General features: G+C 69.1%; 14 protein-coding genes. 5 read left to right on the forward strand and 9 right to left on the reverse strand.

Going from position 1 to position 18,313, the window contains the following annotated elements:
• Positions 1–4 precede the first annotated feature (4 nt).
• The 3 genes from ABQE89_RS03415 to ABQE89_RS03425 are packed head-to-tail and all read right to left on the reverse strand — an operon-like array spanning position 5 to position 3,364.
• A complete protein-coding gene (locus tag ABQE89_RS03415; RefSeq protein WP_448414114.1) occupies positions 5–1,312 on the reverse strand; it encodes an amidohydrolase family protein in 1,308 nt (435 codons plus the stop codon).
• Positions 1,306–2,421: a CoA transferase gene (locus ABQE89_RS03420; RefSeq protein WP_448414116.1), complete on the reverse strand. Its 1,116-nt coding sequence runs from the start codon at positions 2,419–2,421 to the stop codon at positions 1,306–1,308. Before ABQE89_RS03420 ends, ABQE89_RS03415 begins: the two co-directional genes overlap by 7 nt.
• Positions 2,422–2,449: 28 nt before the next feature.
• A complete protein-coding gene (locus ABQE89_RS03425) occupies positions 2,450–3,364 on the reverse strand; it encodes a hotdog family protein (protein WP_448414213.1) in 915 nt (304 codons plus the stop codon).
• Between the two features lie 111 nt (positions 3,365–3,475).
• Between ABQE89_RS03425 and ABQE89_RS03430 the strand changes: the two genes are divergently transcribed.
• Positions 3,476–4,633, forward strand: a complete 1,158-nt coding sequence (locus ABQE89_RS03430; RefSeq protein ID WP_448414118.1) for an acyl-CoA dehydrogenase family protein — start codon at positions 3,476–3,478, stop codon at positions 4,631–4,633.
• Between the two features lie 12 nt (positions 4,634–4,645).
• The gene (locus ABQE89_RS03435) at positions 4,646–5,377 is read left to right on the forward strand and encodes a GntR family transcriptional regulator (protein ID WP_448414120.1); all 732 of its coding nucleotides are present in this window, start codon (positions 4,646–4,648) and stop codon (positions 5,375–5,377) included.
• 48 nt (positions 5,378–5,425) lie between these two features.
• Here the strand turns inward: ABQE89_RS03435 and ABQE89_RS03440 are convergent, their stop codons facing one another.
• From ABQE89_RS03440 to ABQE89_RS03460, 5 genes are all read right to left on the reverse strand, one after another.
• Positions 5,426–6,310, reverse strand: a complete 885-nt coding sequence (locus ABQE89_RS03440; RefSeq protein ID WP_448414122.1) for an enoyl-CoA hydratase/isomerase family protein — start codon at positions 6,308–6,310, stop codon at positions 5,426–5,428.
• A complete protein-coding gene (fadD4, locus tag ABQE89_RS03445; RefSeq protein WP_448414124.1) occupies positions 6,307–7,833 on the reverse strand; it encodes a fatty-acid--CoA ligase FadD4 in 1,527 nt (508 codons plus the stop codon). Before fadD4 ends, ABQE89_RS03440 begins: the two co-directional genes overlap by 4 nt.
• Before the next feature lie 137 nt (positions 7,834–7,970).
• Entirely contained in the window at positions 7,971–9,800 is a 1,830-nt protein-coding gene (locus ABQE89_RS03450; protein WP_448414126.1) for a phosphoenolpyruvate carboxykinase (GTP), read from the reverse strand.
• A gap of 189 nt (positions 9,801–9,989) precedes the next feature.
• On the reverse strand, positions 9,990–11,432 hold the full coding sequence (locus ABQE89_RS03455; protein WP_448414215.1) for an amino acid adenylation domain-containing protein: 1,443 nt from the start codon (positions 11,430–11,432) through the stop codon (positions 9,990–9,992).
• A gap of 11 nt (positions 11,433–11,443) precedes the next feature.
• Positions 11,444–12,355, reverse strand: coding sequence for a hypothetical protein (locus ABQE89_RS03460; protein WP_448414127.1), 912 nt, complete (start codon positions 12,353–12,355; stop codon positions 11,444–11,446).
• 217 nt (positions 12,356–12,572) lie between these two features.
• On the opposite strand from ABQE89_RS03460, the gene trmB reads away from it, so the two are divergent.
• The 3 genes from trmB to ABQE89_RS03475 are packed head-to-tail and all read left to right on the forward strand — an operon-like array spanning position 12,573 to position 17,114.
• Positions 12,573–13,343 (forward strand): tRNA (guanosine(46)-N7)-methyltransferase TrmB, encoded by a 771-nt coding sequence (gene trmB, locus ABQE89_RS03465; RefSeq protein WP_448414129.1) that lies wholly within the window; start codon positions 12,573–12,575, stop codon positions 13,341–13,343.
• Positions 13,340–14,074: an NYN domain-containing protein gene (locus ABQE89_RS03470; protein WP_448414130.1), complete on the forward strand. Its 735-nt coding sequence runs from the start codon at positions 13,340–13,342 to the stop codon at positions 14,072–14,074. The genes trmB and ABQE89_RS03470 overlap by 4 nt, the downstream gene beginning before the upstream one ends.
• A gap of 46 nt (positions 14,075–14,120) precedes the next feature.
• A complete protein-coding gene (locus ABQE89_RS03475) occupies positions 14,121–17,114 on the forward strand; it encodes a trehalose monomycolate exporter MmpL3 (RefSeq protein WP_448414132.1) in 2,994 nt (997 codons plus the stop codon).
• On the opposite strand, the gene ABQE89_RS03480 is transcribed toward ABQE89_RS03475, so the two are convergent.
• Complete coding sequence (locus ABQE89_RS03480; protein ID WP_448414134.1) at positions 17,111–18,256, reverse strand: AI-2E family transporter; 1,146 nt, start codon at positions 18,254–18,256, stop codon at positions 17,111–17,113. The two genes, ABQE89_RS03475 and ABQE89_RS03480, sit on opposite strands and share 4 nt — an antisense overlap.
• Positions 18,257–18,313: the final 57 nt, after the last annotated feature.

Raw genomic sequence — 18,313 nt, forward strand, 5'->3', positions numbered from 1 at the left:
CCTCTCAGCGGGTCCGCTCGAACACCACCTCGCCCGCCACGACGGTGGCCGCCACCATCGTCGGATCCAGTTCGCGCAGCACCTCTGGTGCCGACGCGCCCAGCACGCACAGGTCGCCCGGCTGCCCCGGCTCGATGCGGCGGGCACGGGCCGGGCTCTCCGGCGCGCCGAAGAACATCGTCACCGCCTCGGCCGCGGCGACTCGCTCGTCGTGACCGAGCACCGCACCGCGCGCGGTCGTACGCGATACCGCCGCCCGCATGGCGGCCCACGGATCGCCCGCGCCGAAGGGCATGTCGGTGGACAGCGCGACCGGCACGCCGCGGCGGAGCAGCGAGGCCAGCCGCCAGAGTTCGTGGTGCTCGGTGGCCGGGATGTCCTCGCGGTACTGGTCTCCGCGCTCGGCGATGAAGTTCGGCTGCGTCACCACGGTGACGCCCGTTTCAGCGAGGTCGGCGACGGTGTCGTCGGGCACCACGGCCGCGTGCTCGATGCGGTCGCGCGGATGCGTGCCCGCCGCCCGCAGCGCAGACAGCGTGACGATCAACTGGGCGGCGGTGACGCAGTGCACGGCAACCGGGACGTCGTCGGTGTGCCGGTCGGCGATCCAGCCGGCGAGCTCGTCGTGGTCGAGATCGGTGTCGTGCAGGATGCGCTTGCCCGGCGTCAGGAAGTGCGGACGCTGTCGCAGCTCACCGCGCCGATGGGCCCGCACCAGCTTGACGATGTCGGTGGCGGCCAGGTCCGGAGTGGCGTCGGTGACGCCGGTGACCCCGAGCGAAGCGAGAACTCGGCTGACGTCGGCCAGCCCGGTTTCGCTGCGCTGCAACGTATCCGACCAACTACGGTCGGCGCTGGGCAGGCGGCCGTCGGGGTGGTCGGCCAGCCCGACCCGTTCCAGCCCGGCGGTGTTCAGCGTCCACAGCACACCACTGCGGTGTTGGATACGCACCGGCACCGGCGGCGAAATCCCGTCGAGCACATGACGGTCGAGGGGCCCAGCGACGGCCTCGTGATAGCCGACTGCCCTGATCCAGCCGTCGGACCCCACCGGCGCGGCCCGCAGTGCGCGGGCGAGGTCTTCGCGGGTGTGTACCTCGGCGGGGCCGACCCGGGTCGAGGTCAGCGCCGCGGCCGCCGACCGCAGATGGACGTGGTGGTCATGCAGGCCGGGGACGACGGTGGTGCCCGAGGCGTCGTAGACCTCTTCACCGGAGTGTGGTGTCAATCGGTCTGTGACAGCGATGATTTCGTTGGAGACGCGGATATCGACGGTGCGGCCGTCGAGCAGGGTGGCCCGCGTGATCAGCATCGGGCGTAACGCCTGTCAGCGATCAACCGTTCGACGGTGGCGTTGTCGGCGCCCAGCGCGGATGCCGCCGCTGACAGTTCTGGGGTGATGCGGCAAAAGCTTTCGTCGGTTCGGGGCAACTCGGCGTAGCCGGCGGCGACAGCGGACATCGACATCTCGATGAGCTCACCACCGCCGCCACGCAACGACTCGCTGACCGCCAGCGCCGCGTGCAGACCCGTCAGCGGGTCGGCGATCGCGTCACCGCAGAACTCCGGCTCGTCGTCGGTGCCACACACCAACCCGCCCGACACCGCGGCGTCGTCGCCGAAGGCCACCCAGTTCGCCCGCCCTCCGTCCGTGCCGTGTCCGGTGATCCGCAACCAGACTCGGCCTTCCCGGGGTTCGATGTTGGTCGGGCCCAGCAGGCGGCGGATCAACGCGGCCGGGCGCGACGACTCGATCACCACGTCGGCGGCCGCCAGCAGCGACCGCAGGCCTGACGGCTCGGCGAAGTCGGCCGCGTAGGACAGCTTGCCGCCGTTCATCCAGTCGAAGAACTCCGGCGGGCCGGCCCTCGCGCCGTCCGGACGGGCGGCGGTCTCGACCTTGACGACGGTGGCGCCGGCGCGGGCCAGCAGTTGTCCGCACAGCGGGCCCGCCCACATCGCCGAGAGGTCGGCCACCAACAGACCGGACGGGTCGCGGCCGGCGGTGGCGGCCCCGAACGGGTAGACGCGTGGCGGCTCGGGGGGTGTCTCCGCCAGCGCGGCGACGGGGAGACCGAGCAGGCGGGCACGTTCGGTGACGTCGGCGCTGTCGTGGGCGGCCACCCAACGCTGCACTTCCGGCCACGGGTCAGCGTCGATGCCGTCGGTCTGGAGCAGCGCCGGGACCGTGTCCACGTCGTCGGGGCGCGACAGCGTCAACGCGCACCACCCGTCGCGGCTGCGCATCAGGCGCGACGCGCCGCCCGCTGACACCGTGCCGCGCGGGGCGATGTCGAGCAGCCCGGCCCGGCCCGCGATGATCTCCTCGGAGTCGACAGCGGTGCCAGTCAGTGCCTGGTAGGCGTCGGCCGTCTGCCGGGCCCGGGTCAGCACCGCGGTGGGCACTACCAACGACGCCATGTCCCCATTGTGCGTTTCCTCCCGGGCGTCAGAACTGCAGGGCGGTGAACCGCCAGTCCAGCACCTGCCGGTCGGGATCACCGACCGCGTAGACCAGCGAGCGAAGGCGCAAGACACCGCCGCGGCCGTCGGGCAACGGCGCGGCGTCTTCGACGTGCAGTTCGCTGTAAAGGGTGTCGCCTTCGTGGACGGGCCCGGTGTGATCGCAGGACTGCCAGCCCAGCACGGTGACGATGTTGGGCAGCAGCCGGGTCACCTGGGCCAGCGCCAGACCGATGGTGTGCCCGCCGTAGACGAGGCGTTCACCGCCGACGCGGGAATCATGGTGGGTGGCAGCGATGTTCAACGTCAGCCTGGCGAGCTCGGGGGCGCCGGTGACGACATCGGCGCTGCTGTGCAGGACCGCACCCGCCAGACCCGCATCGAAGTGGGCGCCCGGCACCTTGGTGCGGTAGGCGTCGGCGTCCCAGTCGGCCGTCGGGTCGGGCGTCGGCGCCTGTTCGGTGCCGATCGTGGACAGGTCGTCGGCGTGGCCGGTGTCGGACGCGCCGTCCCGAAGCGGCAGCATCGCGCAGCGGAAGAAGTCGAGCACCAAGCGGCCGACGCCGTCGACCGTGGTCATCCGCAGGGCCGCAAGGCCGGTCGGTTCACGTCCGGGCCGAGCCGAGTTCTGCTTGAGCCCGACCACCTCGGTGCGGGTGAACAGGGTGTCGCCGATGACCGGGAACCGGTGAAACGTCAGCCCGCGGTAGAAGAGGTTGGCCTTCACCCGTTGGGTGACCAGCGTCGTCTGGCCGATCGCGACATCGCACACCAGCGCCGGATGCGCCAACGGCGCCGTCGCCCCGGTCACCGCCGTCGCGAGTTCACCGTCCAGGGCCATCCGCAACCGATCCCCGACGATCGACTGGTGCACGGCCGCGACGCCGGCGGTCAGCGTCATCGACGGCGCGGTGTCGAATACCTGGCCGAGGCGGAGATCGTCGAAAAATGGGCCGCTCACGGGAGGTCATGTTGGCATTGGGCCGTACAAAGTGTCAATATGGCCGTACTTATGAGTACCGAGAATGCCGAAGAGAAGCTCCTGATCGAGACCGTGCGGGCCTTCGTGGACCGGGAGGTCAAGCCGACGGTGCGGGAGGTCGAGCACGCCAACACCTACCCGGAGGCGTGGATCGAGCAGATGAAACGCATCGGCATCTACGGGCTGGCCGTGCCGGAGGAATACGGCGGCGTGCCGGTGTCGATGCCCTGCTACGTCGAGGTGACCCAGGAACTGGCCCGCGGCTGGATGAGCCTGGCCGGCGCAATGGGCGGCCACACCGTCGTCGCCAAGCTGCTGGACCTGTTCGGCACCGATGAGCAGAAGCAGCGCTACCTGCCGCCGATGGCCACCGGCGAACTGCGCGCCACGATGGCGCTCACCGAACCAGGCGGCGGTTCGGATCTGCAGAACATGTCGACGACGGCGTTGCCCTCCGAGGGCGGCGGGCTGGCGATCAACGGTTCCAAGACCTGGATCTCCAATGCCCGGCGATCCGGCCTGATCGCGCTGCTGTGCAAGACCGATCCCGGCGCCACGCCGCGACACAAGGGCATCTCGGTGGTGCTGGTCGAGCAGGGCACGACGGGCTTGTCGGTGTCGCGCGACCTGCCCAAGCTCGGATACAAGGGTGTCGAGTCGTGTGAGTTGACGTTCGAGGACTGCCGGGTGCCCGCGTCGGCGATTCTGGGCGGCGAACCGGGCAAGGGCTTCGCCCAGATGATGAAAGGCCTTGAGACGGGCCGGATCCAGGTGGCGTCGCGGGCGCTGGGGGTGGCCACCGCGGCGTTGGAGGATGCGCTGGAGTACGCCCAGCAGCGCGAAAGCTTCGGCCAGCCGATCTGGAAGCATCAGGCCGTCGGCCACTATCTGGCCGATATGGCCACCAAGCTGACCGCCGCACGCCAACTCACCCGCTACGCCGCCGAGCGCTACGACAGCGGCGATCGCTGCGACATGGAGGCAGGCATGGCGAAGCTGTTCGCCTCCGAGGTGGCGATGGAGATCGCGCTCAACGCCGTTCGGATTCACGGTGGTTACGGCTACTCCACCGAGTTCGACGTCGAACGCTACTTCCGCGATGCGCCGCTGATGATCGTCGGTGAGGGCACCAACGAGATCCAGCGTAACGTGATCGCCGCCCAACTGGTCGCCCGCGGAGGGCTCTGACGCGAGGGCCAGATGACCAAACCCGCGCCCGCCTATCAGTCGCTACGCGACCGGCTCCGCGACGATATCGTCGCAGGCCGCTACCGCGATGGCATGCGTCTACCCACCGAGACAGAACTCGTTGAAGCACATGGTGTTTCACGGCAGACCGTGCGGCGCGCGTTTCAGGATCTGGTGGCCGAAGGTGTGGTGTACCGGGTGCCGGGACGCGGCACCTACGCCAGTGAGCCGGGGCGGCGGTATCTGCGGCAGCTCGGCTCCATCGAGGATTTGATGAGCCTGTCCGACGACACCACCATGGAGGTGCTGGCCGGGCTGCGCAGGCGGGTGGATCTCGATGCCGCCAGCAGGCTGCGTCTCGACGACGACGTCGTGTACTCGGTGGTGTTCCGCCGCCTGCACGACGGGGTGCCGTTCGTGTCGACGGCCGTACATCTGGTGCCGTCGGTGGCCGCGGCGGTGTTGGGATCTGCGGAGTTGGCAGACGGCGCGGTCGGCCCGCAGACCGTCATCGGCGTGCTCGAGCCGCATCTGGCCGAACCGATCGTCGAAGCGGCCCAGTCGATCACGGTGGCCCCGGCCGACGGCGCGGTCGCCGAGGCGGTCGAGTGCGAAGTCGGTCATCCGATGCTGCGGGTGGACCGCCTGTACTCCGATGCGAGCGGGCGCCCGGTCGAGTTCTCGGTCAGCCACTTTTTGCCCGAGCAGTACACCTACCGGGTCACGCTGCGCCGCTCGGGCTAGCGATTTCGGCGTGTCTGGTTGCGCTGAGCGCGACCTACCACGCCGAAATCACCGGATTTCGTCGATCAGGCCCCAGCTCAGCGCGGTCTGCGGGTCGATGGTGTGGCCGGACAACACCAGATAGGCGGTGCGCCAGCGTCCGATCCGCCGGGTGATGCTCACCGTGCCACCCGCGCCGGGAATCAGGCCCAGGCTCAGCTCCGGCAGGCCCAGCACGGCGTCGGGTCGCGATTGCACCCAGCCGCAGAAGGCAGCCATCTCCAGCCCGCTGCCGAGCACCTGGCCGTGCACCTCGGCGCGGCAGCCGCGGCCGAGCCTGGCAGTGAGTTCGTCGAGCACGAGGGCGGGACTGTGCCGGGTGCGCGCGAGGTGCGCGCTGGCCGGATCGGCGAAGGTACCGAACTCGGCGAGGTCACCGCCGCTGCAGAACGACGGCCCGTTGCCCGACAACACCACCTCGGTCACCGACGGGTCGAGGCGGGCCACCTCCAAGGCTTCCAGCAGCGCGGCGCGGGCATCGGTGGAGAACGCGTTGTGCCGCTGGGGCCGGTTGAACCGCACCCGAAGCGAGTCGCCGACCCGGTCGGCCTGCACGGGGTCGGGTATCTCGACCGGCCGGGCCGGGCCCCGCTGTGTGAGCCAGCGCGCGAACTCCGGACCGGACTGCAGCGTCGAGTACGCCAGCGATTCGGTGACGACGCCACCGAACGCCGCCGCCGCCGGGTCCATGGCGCGCAACACGTCTACGCAGACGGCCGAGGCGTGCGGCCAGCGCCGGCAGCGCTCGCGCAGTTCGTCGAGCGCGTCACCAACGGACGCCACCGGCACGACGCGCCGGTCGTCAACGTCGTCGTCGGCGAGGGTGAACGCCGCGTCGTCGGACGGTCTCCCTACCGCGACGACCACACCCGGCCCGAGTTCGACTGGTTTCACGAATACTTCTCTACCAGCTCCCGCTTGAGCATTTTGCCGGTCTCGGTGCGTGGCAACTGCGTCTCGAATGAGATGGAGCGCGGACACTTGTAGTGCGCCAACCGGTCTCGCAGCCAGACCAGCAGCTCGTCGGCGAACTGATCGGTACCGTCGGCAGGGTCGACGGTCTGCACCACGGCCTTGACCGTCTGACCCATCTCCTCGTCCGGGATGCCGAACACCGCGGCGTCGAGCACCTTCGGGTGGGTGATCAGCAGGTTCTCGGCCTCCTGCGGATAGATGTTCACCCCGCCGGAGATGATCATGTGGTTCTTGCGGTCGGTCAGAAACAGATAGCCGTCCTCGTCGAGGTATCCGACGTCGCCGACCGTCACCCAGCCGTGCTTGTCGCGTGACTCGGCGGTCTTCTTCGGGTCCCCGTGATAGACGAATTCCATTCCGGCCATGTCGAAGTAGATCTGACCGGCCTGACCCGCGGGCAGTTCCTCACCGTCCTCGTCGAGTACGTGTGCGACACCGAGCAGCGGTTTGCCCACCGAGCCGGGGTGTGTCAACCAGTCCTCGGCGGTGATGAAGGTGATGCCGGCGCCCTCGGACGACGAGTAGTACTCGTCGACCTTCGGACCCCACCAGTCGATCATCTGCTTCTTGATGTCGACCGGACACGGCGCCGCCGCGTGCACCACCCGCTTCAGGCTCGACACGTCATACGAATTACGCACGTCCTCAGGAAGTTTGAGCATCCGCACGAACATCGCCGGCACGAACTGGCCGCTGGTGACGCGGTAGCGCTGGATTGCGTCGAGGGCCTGCTCGGGATCGAACTTCTCCATCACCACCGTCGTCACGCCCATCGCCTGGGCGGCCATGGACCACAGGCACGGTGCGGTGTGATAAAGCGGGGCCGGGCTCAGATACACGGAGTCCTCGGTCATCTGGATGGCCATCAGCAGGGCGGACAGCACGTTCGGCGCGTCCGCGGGAGGAACGTGCGGCAACTCGCGCCGAATTCCCTTGGGCCGTCCGGTGGTTCCCGACGAGTACTGCAGCAGGTCGCCTTCGATCTCATCTGAGATGGGGGTAATCGGATGGTGGGCCACACATTCGGGATAGCGCTGCCAGCCGTCCATGTCGTCGTCGGCGATCATCAGCAGGTCCGGCAGCCCGGTGGGCAGATGTTCGGCCAATCCCTCACAGACCTTGCGCATCGCCGCGGATCCGATGATGGCCTTGGCCCCGCTGTTGTCGATGATGTAGGCCGTCTCGGCGGGGGTGAGATGGGTGTTGACGACCGTGTAGTACAGCCCGCATCGGCGCGCGCCCCACATCGCGGCGTGGAGGTGTTCGTTGTTCTCCATCAGGATCGCGACGGTGTCGCCCTCGACCAGGCCGGCCTCCCGGAAAGCGTGGGCCAATCGGTTGGCGCGCGCCTCCATCTCGCCGAACGTCACCACCGTCCCGCTGGGATGAAGAATGGCGGCGGGCTTGTCGGGGTTGGCTACAGCGTGTTCGCGAATCTGCATGTCACGACTTTACGATGCGCCGACTTGACAGGTGTCAAGAGGGTGAGAAGCCGAGCGCGAGCGTGCGGGAACTCCGCAAATCCTGCGGCGTGTCTGCCTCAAACACGCACGCTCGCGCTGACTTGGGCCTGGGGCTCTTACTTGCCTTCGGCTTCGAGGCGGTGCTTGAGGGCGTCGAACTCGTCCTTGATGCCGGTCGGCAGCTTCTCGCCGACGAACTCGAACCACTCCTCGATCAGCGGCAACTCTTCGCGCCACTCGTCGACGTCGACCTCCAGCGCGGCGTCGACGTCGGCGGGATCGACGTCCAGACCGGACAAGTCCAGATCCTTGGCGGTCGGCACGATGCCGATCGGCGTGGTGCGGCCGCCGGCCTTCTGCTCGATGCGGTCGACGATCCACTTCATCACGCGGCTGTTCTCGCCGAAGCCCGGCCACAGGAAACGGCCGTCGTCGCCGCGGCGGAACCAGTTCACGAAGAAGATCTTGGGCATCTTGGACTCGTCGGACTGCTTGCCGATGTCGATCCAGTGCGCGAAGTAGTCGCCGACGTTGTAGCCGAGGAACGGCAGCATCGCCATCGGGTCGCGACGCACGGTGCCGACCTTGCCCTCGGCGGCCGCGGTCTGCTCGGAACCGAGCGTGGCTCCGATGAACACCCCGTGCTGCCAGTCGCGGGCCTGGGTGACCAGCGGGACGGTGGTCTTACGCCGTCCGCCGAACAGGATCGCCGAGATCGGCACGCCCTGCGGGTCGTCCCACTCGGGCGCCAGCGTCGGGCACTGCGAGATCGGGGTGCAGTAGCGCGAGTTCGGGTGTGCGGCCTTCTCGTCGGAGTCCGGCGTCCAGTCGCGGCCCTTCCAGTCGATGAGGTGCTGCGGGTCGCCCTCCAGGCCTTCCCACCAGACGTCCTTGTCGTCGGTCAGCGCGACGTTGGTGAAGACGGTGTTGCCCGCCTCGATGGTCTTCATCGCGTTCGGGTTCGACGACCAGTTGGTGCCGGGCGCGACGCCGAAGAAGCCGAATTCCGGGTTGACCGCGTAGAGCCTGCCGTCCTTGCCGAAGCGCATCCAGGCGATGTCGTCGCCGACGGTCTCGGCCCGCCAGCCGGGCAGGGTGGGCTGCAGCATCGCGAGGTTGGTCTTGCCGCACGCCGACGGGAACGCCGCGGCGACGAAGTACGCCTTGTTCTCCGGGGAGATGAGCTTGAGGATCAGCATGTGCTCGGCGAGCCAGCCCTCGTCATGGGCGATCGCCGAGGCGATGCGCAGCGCGTAGCACTTCTTGCCCAGCAGCGCGTTACCGCCGTAACCCGAGCCGTAGCTCCAGATTTCGCGGGTCTCCGGGAAGTGGGTGATGTACTTGGTGTCGTTGCAAGGCCACGGCACGTCTTTCTGGCCCGGTTCCAGCGGCGCGCCCACGGAGTGCAGCGCCTTGACGAAGAAGCCGTCGTCGCCGATCTTGTCCAGCGCGGCCTTGCCCATCCGGGTCATCGTGCGCATGGAGACGACGACGTACTCGGAGTCGGTGATCTCGACGCCCAGCTTGGGATCCTCGGCGCCCAGCGGTCCCATGCAGAACGGCACCACGTACATGGTGCGCCCGCGCATACAACCGCGGTACAGGTCCGACATCAGACCGCGCATCTCGGCGGGATCCATCCAGTTGTTGGTCGGGCCGGCGTCGATCTCACGTTCGGTGCAGATGAAGGTGCGCGACTCCACGCGCGCCACATCGGACGGGTCCGACAGCGCCAGGTAGGAGTTCGGCTTCTTCTTCTCGTCGAGCTTGGTGAAGGTGCCGGCGGCGACCAGCTGCTCGCACAGCCGCGCGTTCTCCTCGTCGGAGCCGTCGGCAAACACCACGCGGTCCGGTTGGGTGAGCTCGGCGACCTCCTGGACCCAGGCCAGCAGCCCTTTGTGCTTCGTCGGTGCGGTGTCCAGACCCGGAACGGTCGCTGCGGTCATTGAAATCTCCTGTGTACGTTTCTGCCAGGACCTGGGCGCGAAAGCGCAGCCCCGAAGAATTTGGGGCCAGCGCAGACGTCATCCCTCTACCAAGAGGTTAACGTGGGCGACCTGACGGTGGGGAATCGGGAGTGTGTCCGATCACTCACAGGAACGATTCAGATGCCTCGTTCCGGCCGGTGTATCGATTCAGAAGCCGTCCGAGGCCGGCAACTCGTCCAACTCCGCCCGGACCGTGTGCAGTGCCTGCCGCAGGACCGGCACCCGGCGGTCCCTGACCGCGGCCGCGCGGGCGGTCTCGATGGCGTGTGCGCGCAGTTCGGCGTCGAGTTCGGCGACCCGATCCGATGCGGCGGCGCCATCGGTGTCGTCGCGGTGGGCGAGCTCGGAGGTCAGCGCCGTCTCGGCGACGAGTACCCGGGTGGCGACGCGCTCCTCCACCGCTGAGCGCAGCACCGCGGTGGCCTCACCGACCCAGCGGTCCAGCACCGCGCGGTCGTGCAGCAAACCACGCAGGCCCACCACCCACACCGTCAGCCCCAGCCCGACGCCACCACCGACCAGCAGGCCGGCGGCCGTCAGCCCCGGTGCCAGGTCGGCGAACAGGCGGGTGATCACGAGCGCCACGCCGAGCCCGAACCCGGCGCCGAGGATCATCATCAGCTGCGTTTCGTGCCGCCGGGCAGCCAACGCGGGCGTGGGCAGTTCCGGCCGAATCGGAGGTGCGGGGGGCGGCGGTACGGGCAGTTCCAACTCGGTCGCGACGTCGGCCAAGTGCGCGGTGATGCCCTCCTCCACCTCGTCGACCACCTCGCCGACGCGGGTGCGCACCGCCGCTTCGAACGTCGAAAGCCCGCGGCGACTCTGCTGCGCCGCGTCCTCGGCGAGTTCGGCGCGCACCGACGTGCAGCGGTTGCGGGCGAAGTGCGCCAACTGAACTCGCGCCTGCTGGATCTGGCTGCGCAGGGCGATCGTGCGCTCCGTCTTGGCCAACCGCCTGGCGCGGACGATGGCGTCGCGCTTGGTGCGCAGGGCCGCCACCCGCGCCGTGCGGTCGGTGCCCGCGCCGTCGGCGTTATGCCGGTCGATCGTGGCCTGCAGTCGGGTCTCCCACGCGCGCAACCGGTTTCGGCGTCTCATCTCGGGGTCGGCCAACCGCTGGCCCAGCAGCGCCACGAGGTCGTCCAGGATGGGCTCGCCGAGGTCCGGCGCCGCGGCCGCCCCCACCCACGGCACGCGGGCGTAACGCGGCGCGCGGGCGGCGAGCAGGTCCCGGTTGGCGGCCAGCACCTCGTCCCAGTTGCGGTGTGCGTCGATCTTCGCCACCACGCCCACCACCAGGTCGGTATAGTTGGTCGCCGAATCGACAAGCGCACAATCGGATTCGGCCAGCGGTGCGATGGCCGACACGACGAAGACCACCGCGGCCGGCGCACGGCCCGGGCCCAACTCGTCGGCCTCGACGAACGTGTGCTCGGGCATGCGCTGCCGCAACGCCTCGACCAGGCTCGTGGTGCCCGCCAACCACGGGCCGGCCACCAGCACCACGTCCCGCGTCTCGACACCGGGGGCGGTCAGGCTCGGGTCGACGGCGGCCACCACGGCGTCGGCGGCGGCGACCGGGTCGGTCATCGTCGAGTCGGTCACCGGGCCCGCCCGAGCAGTCGCAGCGAACCCCGGCAGATGTCGGCGGCACAACGTCTGTGCAGGTCGTCGACGGGACCGCGGCCGTAGCGGCGCCAGTGCACCGCGCGCCGCAGGTGGCTGCGGCCGTCGTCACTCCGGTCGACCCGCAGGCCCGCATCCTCGACCACGTCGACCGCCGCGGACATCAACGCCAATGCGGCCTCGTCCGAGCACAACATCTGCGCCAAGGTGTCATCGCCGGATTGTGCTGCCAACGCGTGCAATTCGGCAAGCGCATCGGAAAGGCGCCGGTACCGGACCGGCGCACCGGCCGCCTCGATCTGCGCGACGACCGCATCGACGCCGCTGAGTCGGCGCAGCATTGCCTGCTGGGCGACGGCGCCGCTGCCGACCGCCAGGATCGCGTGGGCGATGCCGAACCGGTCCAGGGTGTCGAGCAGACGCCGGCGCACCGTGTGCGACAGCGGGTGCTCGCCGGCCACGAACGCGTCCGCCGACGTCAGATCGGCGGGGTGGTCGACGAGGAACGCCAGCGCATCGGCCAGTTCGTCGTCCAGGTCGGCGACGGCCAGCAGCGCCACCATCGGCACGGTCGGGGCCCCGGTGCGCGTGCGGCAGTCCGCGGCGCGCCGTCGGGCGACCGCCAGCGGGCCGCCGACCCCGAACCCGGTCAGATCCGCCTTGTTGAACACCACCACCGTCGGACCGGGCGCCGAGCGGATCGCCACGCGGTCCTCGGGTTTGAGCACCTCGGCGACGACCACCGCGGTGACATCGGCCGCACCCTGGGTCCCGACCGTCAGTCCGGCCGCGCGCAGTGCCGAGGCCACCGTCGCGCGTCCCACGCCGTCGCGACCGCACACCGCAACGGTCAGCGGCGCGGTCAGCCGCCGGATGATCGGCGTCAACCGTGGATTGCGGCTCTGCTCCGCAAATTGCGTGAGCGCGTCGACGAAAATCTGGCAGCCTTCCTGGAGCCACCCGCGAATGCGACCCCATGGAAATGGTGACACCTTCGCCCACCCGCCGCGAGCAGTTGTCGCCGGGGTTGGGGACGGACCGCCCGGGTGCCGAAGGCAACTGTTGGGTATCAATCTGTACCACGATGCGGGTACTCAGGATGCTATGAGCGACCATGGACGGATGCAGTCGCGCCGGTCCGATGTCGCCGACGTGTCGGCTGAGGACCCCGACACCGCAGGCTGGCATCTTCATCCCCGGGTGACCAGCTTCCGGACCCGACGCACCACGCTGTCCCCCGCCCAGCAGGCGACGTGGGAACGGCGGTGGCCCGAGGTCGGGATGCACGCCCGCGACGCCGACGGGCCGGCCCCGCGCCTGGACACGGATGCCTGGTTCGGGCGGTCGGCGCCGGTGGTGCTGGAGATCGGCTGCGGAGCCGGCACCTCCACGCTGGCGATGGCGCAGGCCGAACCGCATCTGGACGTGGTCGCGGTGGAGGTGTACCGCCGCGGGCTGGCCCAACTGCTGTCCGCGATGGACCGCGAGGGGGTGGACAACATCCGGTTGGTGCGCGGTGACGGCGTCGACGTGCTGGCGCACATGTTCGGGCCGGACACGCTGACCGGGGTGCGGGTGTTCTTCCCCGACCCCTGGCCGAAGGCCCGCCACCACAAACGTCGGCTGCTGCAGCCCGCGACGGTCGCGTTGATCGCCGACCGGTTGCGCCCGGGGGGCGTGTTGCACGTGGCGACCGACCACGCCGGCTACGCCGAGCACATCGCCGAGGTGGGTGACGCCGAACCGCGGTTGCGCCGGGTTGCCCCGGGCGACACGCTCCCGATATCCGTCGAGCGGCCCGTGACCAAATACGAGGACAAGGCGTATCACGCGGGCAGCACCGTCGCCGAATTGCTTTGGGAGAGAAGGCCATGAGCGTCACCGAGGACGTCCAGCAGACAGACCACGCCGACATGATCGAAGCGACGGAGGCAACGGGGGCGACCCCCGCGCCGCCGCCGGTGCCGGCGGCCGAGCCGACCGCGCGGGTGCTGCTGGTGTGGGACGCCCCCAACCTCGACATGGGGCTGGGATCCATCCTCGGTGGCCGGCCGACGGCCGCGCACCGCCCCCGGTTCGACGCGCTGGGCCGCTGGCTGTTGGCACGCACCGCCGAGTTGTCCGCCGCCCACCCCGATCGCACGCTGGAGCCCGAGGCCACCGTGTTCACCAACATCGCCCCCGGTAGCGCCGAAGTGGTCCGGCCATGGGTCGAGGCGTTGCGTAACGTCGGCTTCGCGGTCTTCGCCAAACCGAAGATCGACGAGGACAGTGACGTCGACTCCGACATGCTCGACCACATCGCGCTGCGATACGCAGAAGGCCTGGCCGGGGTGCTGGTGGCCTCCGCCGACGGGCAGGCGTTCAAACAACCGTTGGAGGAGATCGCCCGGGACGGGGTACCCGTGCAGGTGCTCGGATTTCGCGAACATGCGAGCTGGGCGCTAGCGTCGGATACCTTGGAGTTCGTCGACCTGGAGGACATCCCCGGTGTGTTCCGGGATCCGCTACCGCGAATCGGCCTCGATTCGCTGCCTGAGCAGGGGGCTTGGCTGCAACCGTTCCGGCCGTTGTCTTCGCTACTGGCCTCGCGTGCCAACAACTGAACTCGTGCGAGGCCGCCTAGAAACTTTGGAAGTGTAAGGAGCTCAAGTGTTCGCCTGGTGGGGTCGAGCGGTGTACCGATTCCGGTACTCCGTCATCGGCGTCATGGTCGCACTGTGTCTCGGCGGCGGAATCTACGGCATCAGCCTCGGTAACCACGTCACGCAGAGCGGTTTCTATGACGACGGCAGCGAATCGGTCCACGCCTCGGTCACCGCGGACGAGGCCTACGGCCGCGACACCTCCGGGCACATCGTCGGGATCTACACCGCGCCGGACGGCAAAACCGTCGACGACCCGCAATTCCAGAAGAAGATCCTCGACAACCTCGCGCAGGTCCAGGAGGACCACCCCGACGAGATCCTGCGGTCGATCGGCTACTTCAAGAACCCCGACCTGCTCGGCAACATGGCCGACGACGACAAGAAGCACGCCTTCATGTCGATCCAGCTCAAGGGCGACGACGACGACACGATCCTGAAGAACTACCAGCTGGTCAAGGAGGATCTGTACAAGATCGGCGACGAGGGCGTCGACGTGAAGCTGGCCGGCCTGCAGCCGCTGGCCGCCGAGTTGACCGGCACCATCGGCGAAGACCAGCGACGCGCGGAGGTCGCGGCGATCCCGCTGGTGGCGGTGGTGTTGTTCTTCGTGTTCGGCGGCGTCATCGCGGCCTCGCTGCCCGCCATCATCGGCGGTCTGACCATCGCGGGCGCGCTGGGCATCATGCGCCTGATCGCCGAGTTCATCCCCGTGCACTTCTTCGCCCAGCCGGTGGTGACGCTCATGGGCCTGGGCATCGCCGTCGACTACGGACTGTTCATGGTGAGCAGATTCCGCGAGGAACTCGCCGAGGGGTACGACACCGAGGCCGCGGTGCGACGCACGGTGATGACCTCGGGCCGCACCGTCATGTTCTCCGCGGTGATCCTGGTGGCGTCGTCGGTGCCGCTGCTGTTGTTCCCGCAGGGCTTCCTCAAGTCGATCACCTACGCGATCATCGCCTCGGTGATGCTGGCCGCGATTCTGTCGGTCACCGTGCTGGCCGCCGGGCTGGCCATCCTCGGCTCCAACGTCGACGCCCTGGGCGTGCGCACGCTGCTGCGGGTGCCGTTCTTCCGCAACTGGAAGCCGATGCGGGTCTACCTGACCTGGCTGGCCGACAAGATGCAGAAGACCAAGACCCGCGCCGAGGTCGAGAAGGGCTTCTGGGGCAAGCTGGTCAACCGGGTGATGAAGCGGCCGATCGCGTTCGCCGCGCCGATCGTGATCGTGATGATCCTGATGATCATCCCGCTGGGCCAGCTGTCGCTGGGCGGCATCAGCGAGAAATACCTGCCACCGACGAACTCGGTGCGGCTGGCTCAAGAAGAGTTCGACAAGATCTTCCCCGGCTTCCGCACCGAACCGTTGACCATCGTGATGGAACGTGAGGACGGCGAACCGGTCACCGATGCGCAGATCGCCGAGGTGCGCAACAAGGCGATGACGGTGTCGGGCTTCATCGAGCCCGAGGACGACGCGTCGAAGATGTGGCAGGAACGCCCGTATCTCGACGGGGCGTCGAAGAATCCGTCGGTGCGGGTGATCCAGAACGGGCTGGAGAACCGCAACGACGCGGCCAAGAAGATCAACGAGTTGCGGGCGCTGACACCGCCCCGCGGGATCAACGTGTCGGTGGGCGGCACCCCCGCGCTCGAACAGGACAGCATTCACAGCCTGTTCGACAAGCTGCCACTGATGGTCACCATCCTGATCGTCACCACCACGATCCTGATGTTCCTGGCGTTCGGATCGGTGGTGTTGCCGATCAAGGCCGCGGTGATGAGCGCGCTCACGCTCGGCTCGACGATGGGCGTGCTGACGTGGATGTTCGTCGAGGGCCACGGCTCCGGGCTGATGAACTACACGCCGCAGCCGTTGATGGCGCCGATGATCGGGTTGATCATCGCGGTGATCTGGGGTCTGTCGACCGACTACGAGGTGTTCCTGGTGTCACGGATGGTGGAGGCCCGCGAACGCGGGATGTCCACCGCCGAGGCGATCCGGATCGGCACCGCAACGACCGGCCGGTTGATCACCGGCGCCGCGCTGGTGCTGGCCGTGGTCGCGGGCGCGTTCGTGTTCTCCGACCTGGTGATGATGAAGTACCTGGCGTTCGGGTTGTTGATCGCGCTGCTGCTCGACGCCACCGTGGTCCGGATGTTCCTGGTGCCGTCGGTGATGAAGCTGCTCGGCGACGACTGCTGGTGGGCGCCGCGCTGGATGAAGCGCCTGCAGGAGCGACTCGGCCTGGGCGAGACCGAACTGCCCGACGAGCGCAAACGCCCCGCCGTGCGAGAACCCGCGAACCCGGAGGCGTTGGTCGGTGCGGGCGCGGCCCCGCCGGCCGCCCGGCCCCGGCCGCCGCACGACCCGACGCACCCGGGCGTCGAGGGGGCCACGCGGCCAGGGGCGACCACGCGCATCGCCACACCGCAGCGGGTCAGTGGGCCGTCCGGCGCAGGCACGACGCGCATGCCCACCCCGCACACCCCGGCGCCGCCCGACGAGCCGCAGACCACCCGGCTGTCGATGGCCAAGAACGCGGTGCGCAATGCCGTGCAGAACGCCGCGGCCGCCACCCGCCAGGCGGCCAGGCCGCCGTCGCCGCCGCCCCCTCCACGGGAGAACCGCGAGATCGAATCCTGGCTGGGCGAACTGCGCGGCACCGGCGCACCGGCGCCCGCGCGCCCGTCGCCGCCGAACCAGCCGCCGTCGGACGACGCCACCCGCGCCATGCCCGTCGGGGCCCCACCGGCAGGCAACAGAACGCCGCGACCGCCCAGCGCGCCCGCGCCCGGCAACGAGCCGACGACGGCGATACCGACGCCGCGCCAAGACCCGGACGCCACCACCGCCATTCCCACCCCGCCGCGGGATGCCGATCCGGAGGCGACCGAGAAGATCGACACCCGACAGGACGCCGAGGACGAGGAGCGCAAGCGCCGCGGCGGCGGCGTCAGCGCCCAGGATCTGCTGCGCCGCGAGGGCCGGCTCTAGTTCCCGCCGGGCGTGACGTCGTCGGGTTCGGCCTTGAGCACCGGTTCGTCGGCGGCGTCCTGAGCAGCCTCCTCGGCCACCGGGTCGCGAGCCATCAGTACCCGCACCGCGCTGTTGAGGAACGCCACCACGGGCACCGCGAGCAGCGCCCCGATGATGCCCGCCATCAGGCCGCCCGCCGCGATGGCCAGCACCACACCCAGCGGATGGATCGACACCGCCCGCCCCATCACCACCGGTTGCAGCACGTGGCCCTCCAGTTGCTGCACGGCGATGATCAGTCCGAGTGTGATCAGCGCGATGATCCAGCCCTTGGCGATCAGCGCGACGACCACTGCCACGAACCCGGCCACCACGGCACCCACCAGGGGCACGAACGCGCCGAGGAACACCAGCGAAGCCAGCGGAAGCGCCAACGGCACCCCCATGATCGCCAGGCCTGTTCCGATGCCGATCGCGTCGACCAGCGCGACCAGAAACGTCGCCCGCACGTAACCGATCAGCGAGCGGAACCCGGCCCGGCCCGCGTCCTGAACTCGGGCCCGCACGGTCTCCGGGAAGATCTGGGTGACGAACCCGAAGATGTTGCGCCCGCCGTGCAGCAGGAAGATCAGGGTGAACAACACCAGCACGGCACCGGTGAGGATTTCGGTGACGGTGCCCGCCGTCGACAGCGCACCGCTGGTCAGCCGCTCCTGGTTGTTGCGCAGCGCCTCGGCGAACGCGTCTCCCGGCCTGCTGACCTGATCTTCGTTCAGACCCAGCGGCCCGTGCACCAGCCAGGCCTTCACGCCGTCGATGCTGCGGGTCACCTGGTCCACCAGATCCGGTGTGCCCTCGATGAATTGGTTGATGACGAAGGCCAGGATGCCGCCCACCGCCGCCAGGCCGCCCAGCAGCATCAGCGCGACCGCGACACCGCGCGGCACCCGGTTGCGGTCGAGGAAGTCCACGGCCGGTAGCAACAGTGCGGCCAGAATCGTCGCAAGCGCCACCGACACGACGAGCACCTCGAGGGTCTTGATCACCCACAGCAACGTGAGAATCGCGGCGAAGATGACCAGCAGGCGCCACGACCAGGCCGCGGCCTTGCGCACCACCGGGCTCACGGCCTGGTCGTCTGCGGAGAAGGCCTCGGGCATCCCGATAGCGTAACGGCCGAGCCGGCAATGCCCGCTGGTCTCGGGATTTGGCCCCCG

The sequence above is a fragment of the Mycolicibacterium sp. XJ1819 genome, from assembly GCF_053483675.1.